An 11921-nucleotide genomic window follows, 5' to 3' on the forward strand; every position below is an offset into this window, starting at 1 on the left:
ATATCATCCGGTTCGGCTGTTAAATATTTCCGGGCTGAGTTCCTCGAGCAGGCTCGTTGCCGATTTGAGGTCGAGATGTGCCTTGACCGGCAGGTGATCGGATGCCAGCCGCGCCAGCGGCGTGTTGTGCACTTCAACCGATGTGACAAGATTGTGGGGTGCGCCAAGCACGCGATCCAGCGCAAAAACCGGGAACCGCGAGGGAAAGCTCGGTACTGCCGTTGCGACATGGTTGAATGTCGGCATGAGGGCCGCGAGCGAGGAACGCTTGCCGACGCGCCATTCGTTGAGGTCGCCGATCAGCAGGGTCGGCAGCGTGTCGGCCTCCTGCAGGACGGTAAGGATGCTTTCGGCCTGCTGCTCGCGGGAGCGCTTCAGGAGGCCAAGATGGGCTGCGATGACGCGCAATGGCCCCGCCGGGAATTGCAGGTCCGCGACCAGCGCGCCGCGCGGCTCGACACCGGGCAGCTTGAGCTGCTGCACATTGCGCACCACGCCTTCGCGGAACAGAAGCACGTTGCCGTGCCAGCCGTGACCCTTGGGCATCGTGGCGGTTATCGGCACCGGCACGAGCCCGTGGCGGCGTTCGAGCAGGCCCAGATCAAGCAGGCCGGAACGCTCGCCGAAACGCCTGTCGGCTTCCTGCAAGGCGATCACGTCCGCGTCGATTTCGCTGATGACTTCAGCCGTGCGCTGCGGATTGAACTGCTTGTCGATGCCGATGCATTTGTGGACATTATAGGATGCAATGACGACATCCCCGCCGGTAATGTTGGCGTTGAGCGGCCTGTAGCCCGGCCTGTTCCGGATCGCAGTCAGAATGGTCTTCGATATCCGGTTTGGTTCTTTCTTTTTCAGCACCCGTTTTTCACCAGTCAGCTATTCGGTTCCGAAAGACAATGACTTCTGCCAGTGAGATAAACTCGCATCCGTTTCTATATAGTCGGATTGTACATCCGTTTGAATAGCAATTGCCTACACAATTCGGCGAGAGCCAGACGCGAGTGCACTCTTAGAGCGCTTCGTGCCTGATCAAACTCACCCCTCGGGGATATGCTTCAAGGTTCCAGGTCTCATCTTGCAATGAAACGGATCAGGCGGTCGGTGAGGCCGGTATAAGGCGGCTTGATGAGATCGCTCGGCGCTGGGGCATATTTGGTCAGGACCGGCATTGCCTTGGAAAAGGTCAGGAAACCGTCATGGCCGTGATACTGGCCCATGCCGCTTGCACCCACGCCGCCGAATGGCAGGTTGCTACAGGCGAAATGGTAGAGCGTATCGTTGACACAGACACCGCCCGCAACGATGCGGCTCAACATCATTTCAATTTCTGCGGTGTTGTCGCTGAAACAGTAAAGCGCCAGCGGACGATCAAGCTTCAGAACGAAACCGATCGCATCGTCGAGCAGTCGGTAACTGATGATCGGCAGAAGCGGGCCGAAAATCTCTTCCTGCATGATGGCGCTGTCGGGGTCGGGTTGCAGCACGAGGGCGGGCGGCATCAATCGCGGTTGACCGGAACCGGGGAGAAGCTCAATGACGGATTCGCTCTTGCTGGCGGCATCGGTCAGCAGCTTCGCGAGCCGTGTTTCCTGCGCGTCATTGATGATCGTGGTGCGGTCTTTTTCCGCTGGTGAACCGCCATAGCGCGCCTGCATTTCGGCGCGCAGGAGGTTCACGAATTCATCGCGCTGGCTGTGGTGGATCAGAACGTAATCGGGCGCGATGCAGGTTTGCCCGGCATTGAAGAACTTGCCCGTCGCGATTGCGCGGGCGGCGCGTTTGATATTGGCGTTTTCGCTGACGATGGCGGGCGACTTGCCGCCGAGTTCCAGCGTCACGGGCGTCAGGTTTGGCGCCGCCGCCGCCATGATCTTGCGCCCGACACTGGTCGATCCGGTGAAAAAGAGATGGTCGAATGGCAGCGAAGCGAATTGCGCGGCAAGCGCTGCGTCGCCAAGCGCAACGGCAACGCGGTCCTCCGGGAAGACTTCCCCAAGCAGGCTTTGCAGAAATTGCGCAGTGCGCGGCGTATGTTCGGATGGTTTCAGGAAGACATGGTTTCCAGCCGCGATTGCCGCGACGAGCGGTGCCAGTGCCAGATTGACCGGATAGTTCCACGGCGCGATGATCCCCACCACGCCGAGGGGAACATAGCGGATTTCGGCTTTTGCCGGCCACATTTTCCAACCGGCCCTGCGGCGTTTCGGTTTCATCCAGCGCTTGAGGTTGTGCAGGGCATCGTCGATTTCGGCAAAGACGACGCTGGCTTCGCCAAGCAGGGTTTCATGCAGCGAGCGATTGCCGAAATCCGCGCTGATGGCCTTCGCCATCTCATCCAGCCTTGCTTCAAGCCGCTCCCGCAGGCGTTTCAGGTCGTCCAGACGCTGCTCGCAGGCGGGACGGCTCTCAAGCCAGGCGTGACGCAGGCGCTCGAACGGCAGTTGCAACATCTGTTCTTCAGCCGCCATAGACAAAATCCTCGGTCGAGCGGGCAAAGAGGAATTGCGCGGCATAATAGGTTGCCAGCACCCAGAGGCCATTCAGCGGAATGTCGAGGCTGAAACGTCCATAGGCAAGCAGCGTGTCGCTTGCCATGAAGAAAAGACCGCCCGCTGCGGCAAGCCACGCGGCGTAGCGTTGCGGCGTTTCAGGTTCGGTGCCGAGCGCACGGCTCATCGCCTGTGCCGCCATGATGCCAAGGGCCGCGGCATAGATGATGACCGGAACTATCAGCGGGGTCGGCAGCGACGGCCAGAGGCCAGCTATGATGGCAAGGGCTGCGATGGCGAAAATGGCGAAAACGCCTTTGTGCGCCGCAAAGCGCGCATGACGGCAAAGGGCATAGATATAGGCGCAATGGGTGATGAGAAAGCAGATCAGGCCCGCCATGAAATAGTCGCCGGGCAGCATCAGGAAAAAGTCGCCCAGTGCCGCGAAAGCCAGACCGAAGGCCACGGTAAAGCCATAGGATTTCGATTTGGGCCGCCCGGCGCAAAGGACGGCTGCGAGCAGCAGCAGCGTAGCGGTTGGCTTGGTCAGATAATGCAGCCAGCGCCAGCCTGAAACCTCGCCATTATAGCTCATCACGCTGCCCGCGATGGCGCAGATCGCGCAGAGCAGGAACAGGCCATAGAGCGTTCTGTTTCCTGCGAATTCCAGCAAGCCTCTTCGGCGCATATTCGCTCCCCGTTATTATATCTGAGCAAAGGGATTGTGCCGCCAATTGCGAGATCAGCGCAATAGGCACAATTCCGGGAGGCGCTTGCCCTGTTGACAACGTCCTGTTGAAGAGCGCTCAGGCGCGCCGCCAGACCGTCGGCTTGTTCTCCTGCCAGCCGTTTTTGTGCAGCAAGGGTGTGTCGTCATCAGCCAACGGCCAGCCGATGCATAGGTAAAGGCTGAAGCGCCAGCCCGGCTGGGCCTGAAACAGCTTTTCCATGGCCTGCGGATCGAGAATCGAGACCATGCCGACGCCAAGCCCGAACGATCTTGCCGCCAGATTGAGGTTCTGGACCGCCATTGCCGTGCTGTGCTCGAGGGTGACGGCCATGGACTGCCTGCCGAGCCCATGTCCTTCGGTCGGCGCAGTTTCGGTGAAAATGGCAAGCTGCACCGGGGCGACGCTGATGCCTTCCAGTTTCAGGTCCCGGTAGTGCCGTGCGCGCTCGCCGTCATAAATCTGCGCGGCTGACCGGTTGGCCTTCAGAAAAATGTCGTGAACCGCCGCGCGTTTTCCAGCAGTTTCAACCGAAATCACCCGCCAGGGGCGGGCATTGCCGACGGAAGGGGCATAATCCATCGCTTCCTGCAAAGCCTTGATGATTCCATCGTCCACGGGTCGGTCGCTGAAGTGACGTACATCCCGCCGCCATTTCAGCAATTCAAAGAAAGCGGTGCGTTCGGAAGGAGAAAACTGCATCGACTGCCAATTATCGGTTGAAATAAAGAGAGCATGTCGCCTGAATACGATAAAGTACGACATGCTTGAGCGCAAAGCGTGAGACGGCGGGACCATGCTCCAGAAACAAAAAAGCCCGCTTGCGCGGGCTTTTTGGGGTGCTTCTGAACCTTGGTAGTGGTCCGAAGACTTGGAAATGGTGCCCAGAAGAGGACTCGAACCTCCACGCCCTTGCGAGCGCCAGCACCTGAAGCTGGTGCGTCTACCAATTCCGCCATCTGGGCGACGAGGACCCATCTAAGGGGTCGACCTGCCTCTGTCAATCGCGTTTTCGACATTCAGCCAGCTTTTTTTCAGCCGATGCTTTTTTCGCGTTGAAAAGGTCGTCGGGCGCGCGGGCGCGCCCGACAAATTCACAGCCAAACGGCTATCAGGCTTCGAGAATTTCCTTCGAAGCAACGGTCGAATCAGCATTGAGCCGGTAAATGACCGGAACGCCGGTGTTGAGTTCCTGCTTGAGAATCTGTTCCGGAGTCAGGCCGTCCAGCGCCATGATGAGCGCCCGCAGCGAATTGCCGTGTGCGGCGACCAGAACCGTCTCGCCGCGCAGCACGTGCGGCTGCACCGTGTGCAGATAATAGGGCCATACGCGCGCGCCGGTATCCTTCAGGCTTTCGCCGCCCGGAGGCGGAACGTCATAGGAACGGCGCCAGATATGGACCTGTTCCTCGCCCCATTTGGCGCGGGCATCGTCCTTGTTGAGGCCGGACAGGTCGCCATAGTCGCGTTCGTTCAATGCCTGGTCGCGAATCGTTTCGAGGTTCGACTGGCCAAGCTCATCGAGAATGTGCTGGCAGGTCACCTGCGCGCGCGACAGCGCGGACGTGTAAGCGATATCGAACTTGAGACCGGCGGCCTTCAGGCGCTGGCCAGCGGCCTTGGCTTCGGCATGGCCCTGTTCGGTCAGGCCCGGATCGCGCCAGCCGGTGAACAGGTTCTTGAGGTTCCATTCGCTTTGACCGTGGCGGACCAGGACGAGAGTACGAGACATATGCAACGCTCCGTTAGAGAGCGCATCCCGAAAAGTGTGAGGCGGTTTTCGGATAGGATGCGCGATAAAACAAAACTCTGGAGCGCCGATCTGAACAGGATCGGTACTCCGGTGGAAAAATCAGTCGTTCAGCCCGAGAACATCGAGCATCGAATAGAGGCCGGGCTTTTTGCCATAGGCCCAAAGTGCGGCCTTGATCGCACCGCGCGCAAAGATCGAGCGGTCTTCGGCATGGTGGGAGAGAACAATGCGCTCACCGGGCCCGGCAAGAATGACCGAGTGCTCGCCGATGACCGAACCGCCGCGCAAGGTGGCGAAGCCGATGGAGCCCGTCTCACGCGGTCCGGTGTAGCCGTCGCGCACGCGAACGCTGTTTTCCGCCAGTGCAATGTCGCGTCCCTTCGCTGCCGCTTCGCCGAGAAGCAGGGCGGTGCCGGATGGCGCATCGACCTTGTGCTTGTGGTGCATTTCAAGGATTTCGATATCGAAATCCGCCGGATCGAGCGCTTGCGCCGCCTTCTGCACCAGAACGGACAGAAGATTGACGCCGAGGCTCATATTACCCGACTTGACGATGGTTGCGTGGCGGGCAGCGGCGCGGATCTTGTCCTCGTCCTCAGCCGAGCAGCCCGTCGTGCCGATGACGTGCACGATGCGCGCCTGTGCGGCGAGGCCCGCAAATTCGACGCTTGCCGCCGGGCTTGTGAAATCAAGGACACCGTGCGCCCCGGCAAAGACCGGCAGGGGATCGTCGGTGATGCGCACGCCGAGCGGGCCGATGCCGGTGACTTCGCCCGCATCCCTGCCCAGGAGCGGAGAGCTGGACCGTTCGATGGCGCCGACCAGTTTCGCGCCTTCGATGGTCTGGATGGTGCGGATCAGGGTCTGGCCCATGCGTCCGCCCGCGCCGACGACGACCAGACCCATTTCGCTGTTCTGCGTTTCTCCGCTCATCGTGGTTCTCCTGTCCGCAGTTCTTCTGTCGTCTTTTCGGTGATGAAATCGCCGTTGCCGCTCTGCAACTGATAGAAACGGGCATAGACGCCGTTCGGGATGGCGATGAGGTCGTCGTGACGGCCTTCCTCCACCACCCGCCCGGCTTCCATCACCACGATACGATCCGCATTCACCACGGTGGAAAGGCGGTGCGCAATCACGACCGTGGTGCGGTTCTGCATGATGCCTTCCAGCGCCTGCTGGACTCGCTTCTCCGATTCATTGTCGAGGGCGGAAGTCGCCTCGTCGAGCAGGAGAACCGGTGCATTGCGAACGATGGCGCGAGCGATGGAAACGCGCTGGCGCTGGCCGCCGGAAAGCGTCACGCCGTTTTCGCCGACCGGCGTATCGTAGCCCTGCGGCTGCTGCAGGATGAATTCATGCGCATGGGCAAGCTTGGCTGCCTCGATGATTTCCTCATCCGTCGCGTCCGGGCGGCCATAGCGGATGTTGTCGGCAATGGTGCCTTCGAACAGATAAGGCTGCTGCGAGACATAGGCGATGGCATGGCGCAGCGACTGCTTCCTGACGTGCGCAATGTCCTGCCCATCGAACAGGATCTGGCCGCGGTCGAGATCGTAGAAGCGCTGGACAAGGTTGATGAGCGTCGACTTGCCGGCACCCGAAGCGCCGACCACGGCGGTGGTTTCGCCCGCCCTGGCGACGAAGCTGAGGCCGTGCAGCACCGGCGCGGCCTTGTTATAGGAGAAATAGATATCCTCGAAGCGGATTTCGCCGGGACCGGCTTTCAGCTCCACCGCGTCCGCAACATCGCGCTGGCGCGGTTCGATATCCAGCACCTCATAGATCATGCGTGCGTTGACGAGCGCCTTTTCCAGCCCGACCTGAAGGCGGGCAAGACGGCGGGCCGGGTCATAGGCGAGCAGCATCGCGGTGATGAAGGCGAAGGTTGCGCCGGGAGGCTGCTGTTCGAGAATGGCGCGATAGCCGCTATAGGCCAGCACGCCCGCCACGGCAAAACCGGCCAGCATTTCGGAAATGGGCGTCGTCCGCTCGGATACCTTGGCGATCTTGTTGCTGCGGCCTTCCGACTGGTCGATCAGCTTGCCGATCTTGGCGCGCAGCTGGTCTTCCATCGTAAAGGCCTTGACGATGGCAATGCCTTGAATCGATTCCTGCATCGCACCCAGCAGATGTGAATTGAGATGCACGAGATCGCGGGTGACGGAGCGAATGCGGCGCGAAATATAGGCTACGGCCAGAATGAGCGGCGGTCCGATCAGGAAGATCGCAACGGACAGGATCGGGTCCATGTAGAACATGGTGGCGACGAGACCGATCAGCGAGATAAGGTCACGCGCGATCGACGAAATCGTCATGTTGAGGAGATCGCGGATGCCGGAAACATTCTGGTTGATCTGTGCCGCCAGATGGCCGGAACGGGTATCATTGTAGAAATCGAGACCGAGCTTCATCAGATGGTCGAAAATACGCTTCTGATAGCGCGCGACCAGATTGTTGCCGATCTTGGCGAGCTCAACGGCCTGTATGTAGCCGGAAATGCCGCGCAAGATGAAAATGCCCAGCAATGCGCCGCAGATGACCCAGACCAGACCGAGATTCTGCTCGTAGAAAATCTTGTCGATCATCGGCTTCATCAGATAGGCGAGCGCGCCGTTCGATCCGCCGACGATGAGCGATGCCAGTATGGCTATGATGTAGTTCTGCTTATATTCGCGGATGTTTTCCGACATCATGCGCCGGATTACGCGGGTGGCTTCGCCCGTATCGATCTTCTTGTTTTTCTTCTTGAATAGACTCACGTGCAAAAGCGCTTTTTGTCTCTTGGCCCTCCGGCTGGACCGGCGGCTATCGTTGAAAATACGACTTCCATACGGAAACGCTGCACTGAAAAAGCTCTCGGCAATTTCGGTGCAGCGTTTCTATAACGTTATCCGCGCGGCTTGACCATCCTCAAGCTTTAGCGGCTGGAGCGGTTCAGGTTAAAATGGAGCCGTCGGCACCACTCTGATATTTGCCCCGTCGCTCAGTCGATCCGCCAGCGGCGCCCTTCGGTCGAGACTTCGAAACGGGCGGGGGCCTGTGCGAAGGCGGAAAGCCCGGCAAGGGCTGCAAGCTGATGGGTGATCACGCGGACAGGAATGTCGCGCATGATGGCCTTGTGCGGGGCCTTGTCCTCGAACGCCTCGCGGAAAGCACCCGCCTTGAGCGCGGAAAGGATGCGCTGCGGAATGCCGCCGGAAAGATAGACGCCGCCTTGCGCCTTGAAAATCAGCGCCAGATCGCCTGCCAGCCGCCCGAGATAGGTGACGAACAGATGCAGGGTTTCTTCCGCCTGCGCATTGCTGCCGTCGAGCCCGGCGGAGGTGATGTCGGCGGGGGTTTCCAGCGTCGGCGTCACCTCGTCAGCGGCGCATATGGCCAGATAGAGATTGCGCAGTCCGCGCCCGCAAAGAATCTGTTCGCCAGCGACGCGGCCCTCGATGCGCTCGATATGCGGGAAGACCTGATAGTCGCGTTCGCTGCGCGGACCGATGTCGATATGGCCGCCTTCGCCCGGCACCGGCACCCATGCGTGGCGCGTGCGGACAAGACCGGCAACGCCAAGCCCGGTGCCCGGCCCGAGCACGACGCGGGTAGCAATCACTTCTTCGGGCCTGCCGCCGATCTGTTCCAGATGTTCGCTGCCCAGAGACACGACGGCCAGCGCCTGCGCCTCGAAATCGTTCAGCACGGTCACATCCTCGAAGCCGAGATCGGCGATCATCTTCTTCGGGCGCACGACCCAGTCGCAATTGGTGAGGTCGATCTCGTCGCCGTCGACGGGACCAGCCACAGCCAGAATGGCGGAACGCGGACGGATCGAGATATGATCGAGAACAGCGTCCTGTATGGCCTCATCGATGGTTGCATAATCCGCCGTCTGGAGAACGGGAAACTCCTTCGGCTCGGCATTGGAATCCACCAGGATGGCAAAACGGGCATTGGTGCCGCCGATATCGCCGACAAGTACCGGAAACCGGAAACCCTGTTCGGCCCGCTCTATCTCTTTGTTTTCATGCATGTCTTTGTCCCAGAACCGGTTCCCGTTTTTGGGACATGCGATCGTCGCGGGCATGTCCTCTCCCTGGTCATGTCATCCGTCCGCAGAAAAACGCCCGCGGCGGATCAGTGCTTTTGTTTCAGTCGAGCGCCTTGATCAGCCTTTCGGCGGTTGCGCGATTGAGCGCCATCGGAATGTCGTAGACGCTGCCGAGGCGCGTCAGCGCCTTCACATCGACATCGTGCGGAAGCGGAGACAGCGGGTCGATGAAGAAGATGAGCACTTCCACCGTTCCTTCCGCAATCATGGCGCCGATCTGCTGGTCGCCGCCGAGCGGCCCGCTTTTCACGCGCTGAATGCGGAGGGAAGGGCAGGCATCAAGTATGAGGCCGCCGGTCGTTCCCGTCGCCACGATGTCATAGCGGGACAGTGCCTGCTCATGCGCTTTTGCGAAGGCGACCATGTCGTCCTTCTTCTGGTCGTGGGCGATCAATGCGATGCGCAGGCGTTCCGTCATGAATGAGCAACCTTACGAGTTGATAACCTTGTCATTGGCATTCTAAATCGTTTTAAACTTATAGCGAAGTGCCCAGGACCTGAAAAGCGCTAAAAGCCTCACTGCACGCCGTAGGTGACATCGGCGATCGAATTCGGGGATGGACCGTTGAGCACGGCGGCGCAAGCCTTCGGCAGATCGGAGACCATCACCGGGCGCGGCTTTTTCGGCGGTTCCGTCGATGGCTTTGCCGGCTTCCACGGTTCATCCGTAAACCACCAGGCGAGCGACTTGTCACAACCGTCACCGGCAGCCACTTTCGGCTGTCCCTTGCACTGGGGCGAACCGGGCTGGCAGGTCAGGCGCACATGGAAATGGTAGAAGTGACCCCAGTAAGGGCGAACCTTGCCGAGCCAGCTCCTGTCGCCCTTCACCGTGTCGCAAAGCTCCTTCTTGATGCCGGGATGCACGAAGATGCGCTCGACTTCCGGGTAGCTTGCGGCATGTTTGATAAGGGCCGTGCGGGCAGGGGTCCATTTCTTCGGATCGACATAGAGCGAATCCGGTTTCAGCATCGAAACGGCGGAAACGCTTTCACGTTCGGCATCGGTAAATCGCTTTTTGGGCATTGGCGTCAGCCAGATATCGGCATCGAGGCCGACCTGATGCGAGGCATGGCCGGTCAGCATCGGGCCACCGCGCGGCTGCGAAATGTCGCCGACGAGCAGGCCGGGCCAGCCGTCCTTTGCCGCATCGCGGGAGAGTTTTTCCAGAAGGCCGATCATGCGCGGATGGCCCCACCGACGATTGCGCGAAAGCCGCATCACCTGCCAGTTCGGTCCGTCCGTCGGCAGAGCCACGGCTCCGGCGAGGCATCCCTTGGCATAAAAGCCGATGGATTGCGGGTCTTGCGCCAGAACAGGAAGCGCCTGCGCACCAAAAGCCTGTTTGGCGGGCATGTCTTCCGCGACGGCCATGGGCACGAAGTCGGGGGCGATCATTGCGGCAAGCGAAGCTGCGAGAACGATCTTCTTCAATCTGTTTGCGATCATGGGGCAATTCCATGTTTTGCCGGGGCTGTGGCTGCGAATCAAAGCGGCCGGATTGCGGGCATTATGCTGTGTCAACGGCGGGGCTTCAATGGCGGTCGGCAGTTTGTGCTGCCGACCGCATTTTCGTCAGTGCTGCCGCAGCCTTGCCAGCAAGGCCAGAACCAGCAATGGCATCACCGTGCAGAAGGCGATCAAGGGCCATGCGGTATCGCCGGGCAGGAAGATTACCAGTGCTGTTCCTGCCAGGCTGACGATCAGGCTCTGGATGCAGAAATAGACCGCGACCGCCATGCCCGCGCTGTCGTCAAAGGCGGCAAGCGCACCGTTTGCCGTCATCGATGCGGTGAGAACGATGCCGACAGCGGCAAGCCACATGGGGACGATGAGGCTCAGGAACGAAGGCGCCAGCAATGTTTCGCCGAGGACCAGAAGCAGGGCGCTGGCAAGAAGTGTGGCCATGCCCAGCGCCACGCTGGTGCGCGCGCCCCATTTCTGCGTCTTGCGGGGCAGGACGCGGGTGGCGGCGATCATGACGAGGGCAACGCTTGCAAAGGCGAAGCTGAAGCCGGTTTCACCAAAGCCGCCGCGTTCGATCAGAATGCGCGGTGCGGTGGAAAAGAACACGAAGAACGTGCCCATCGCCGTCGCGAAGCCGAGCGTATAGGTCCAGAAGCTGAAGTCGCGCACGATCCGGCGGAGATTTCCGACACTTGGAGCAGCGCCGGGTGGCCGCGTCTCCTGCCAGTGGCGCATGGCGCGCAACGTCACGGCGAGGCCGAGGAGGCCGAGCATGGCGAAGATCGCCCGCCATCCAAAACCCTTTGCGACAAGCGCACCGGCAATCGGCCCGAGCGCTGGGACGAAGGAAAGCATGGCGCTGAAAAGGCCGTAGATCGTCGCACCTTCCGGACGGGCGGCATAAACATCGCGGACCGTTGCGAAAGTGGCGACCAGCGCCGCCGATGCGCCCGTTGCCTGTACGAAACGAAGCGCCACGAAAACCGCTGCATTGTCTGTGATCGCCAGGGCGAAAGACGAAAGGGCGAAAACCAGCCCGCCGCCGATCAGGACGGGCCTGCGCCCGAAACGGTCCGACAACGGGCCGAACAGCAACTGCCCGACGCCCAGCATCACCATGTAGAGGCTGAGGGTCAGCTGCACCATGGCGGGGGTCGTTCGCAGGATGGAGGGCATGGACGGCACGACCGGCAGGTAGATGTCCATGGCCAGCGAGGCGAGAATGTCGAAAGGAGCCATCAGCGCGAGCGCGAAAGGCAGGGAATAGCTCCACTGTGGAGTTTGTTTGTTATCAAAAGGCATGACTAAGCATCCGCTCGAGAAAAATCGGGCGGCTATCTGCCTTTTATAAACGCGCATCTTCGGGATGCGTTTTAAGGGGA

Annotated in this window: 11 protein-coding genes and 1 tRNA gene; all 12 read right to left on the bottom strand. The window is 60.4% G+C overall.

All coding sequences use genetic code 11. The annotated features are described in order from the left end of the window. Window positions 1-3 precede the first annotated feature (3 nt). Complete coding sequence (locus ACOWVS_RS19765) at window positions 4-861, bottom strand: endonuclease/exonuclease/phosphatase family protein (protein WP_021587126.1); 858 nt, start codon at window positions 859-861, stop codon at window positions 4-6. A gap of 212 nt (window positions 862-1073) precedes the next feature. Further along, window positions 1074-2471, bottom strand: a complete 1398-nt coding sequence (locus ACOWVS_RS19770; protein ID WP_075042325.1) for a coniferyl aldehyde dehydrogenase — start codon at window positions 2469-2471, stop codon at window positions 1074-1076. Continuing rightward, entirely contained in the window at window positions 2461-3180 is a 720-nt protein-coding gene (locus tag ACOWVS_RS19775; protein WP_075042324.1) for a lysoplasmalogenase, read from the bottom strand. Before ACOWVS_RS19775 ends, ACOWVS_RS19770 begins: the two co-directional genes overlap by 11 nt. Window positions 3181-3298: 118 nt before the next feature. After that, a complete protein-coding gene (bluB, locus tag ACOWVS_RS19780) occupies window positions 3299-3922 on the bottom strand; it encodes a 5,6-dimethylbenzimidazole synthase (protein ID WP_075042323.1) in 624 nt (207 codons plus the stop codon). A gap of 176 nt (window positions 3923-4098) precedes the next feature. Continuing rightward, window positions 4099-4185: transfer RNA gene (locus tag ACOWVS_RS19785), tRNA-Leu, on the bottom strand. 146 nt (window positions 4186-4331) lie between these two features. Then, window positions 4332-4952, bottom strand: coding sequence for a 2,3-bisphosphoglycerate-dependent phosphoglycerate mutase (locus ACOWVS_RS19790; protein WP_006472278.1), 621 nt, complete (start codon window positions 4950-4952; stop codon window positions 4332-4334). A gap of 120 nt (window positions 4953-5072) precedes the next feature. Beyond that, the gene (dapB, locus tag ACOWVS_RS19795; RefSeq protein ID WP_021587122.1) at window positions 5073-5906 is read right to left on the bottom strand and encodes a 4-hydroxy-tetrahydrodipicolinate reductase; all 834 of its coding nucleotides are present in this window, start codon (window positions 5904-5906) and stop codon (window positions 5073-5075) included. Next, a complete protein-coding gene (locus tag ACOWVS_RS19800) occupies window positions 5903-7732 on the bottom strand; it encodes an ABC transporter ATP-binding protein (protein WP_075042322.1) in 1830 nt (609 codons plus the stop codon). Before ACOWVS_RS19800 ends, dapB begins: the two co-directional genes overlap by 4 nt. Before the next feature lie 224 nt (window positions 7733-7956). Further along, window positions 7957-8994: a glucokinase gene (locus ACOWVS_RS19805; RefSeq protein WP_063881578.1), complete on the bottom strand. Its 1038-nt coding sequence runs from the start codon at window positions 8992-8994 to the stop codon at window positions 7957-7959. 118 nt (window positions 8995-9112) lie between these two features. Continuing rightward, window positions 9113-9490, bottom strand: coding sequence for a methylglyoxal synthase (locus tag ACOWVS_RS19810; protein ID WP_021587119.1), 378 nt, complete (start codon window positions 9488-9490; stop codon window positions 9113-9115). Window positions 9491-9588: 98 nt separating this feature from the next. Then, a complete protein-coding gene (gene mepA / locus ACOWVS_RS19815) occupies window positions 9589-10521 on the bottom strand; it encodes a penicillin-insensitive murein endopeptidase (protein ID WP_031346857.1) in 933 nt (310 codons plus the stop codon). 126 nt (window positions 10522-10647) lie between these two features. After that, on the bottom strand, window positions 10648-11841 hold the full coding sequence (gene cml, locus ACOWVS_RS19820) for a CmlA/FloR family chloramphenicol efflux MFS transporter (RefSeq protein WP_063881543.1): 1194 nt from the start codon (window positions 11839-11841) through the stop codon (window positions 10648-10650). Window positions 11842-11921 lie beyond the last annotated feature (80 nt).

The organism is Brucella sp. IR068, assembly GCF_049065885.1.
GTDB lineage: Bacteria > Pseudomonadota > Alphaproteobacteria > Rhizobiales > Rhizobiaceae > Brucella > Brucella intermedia.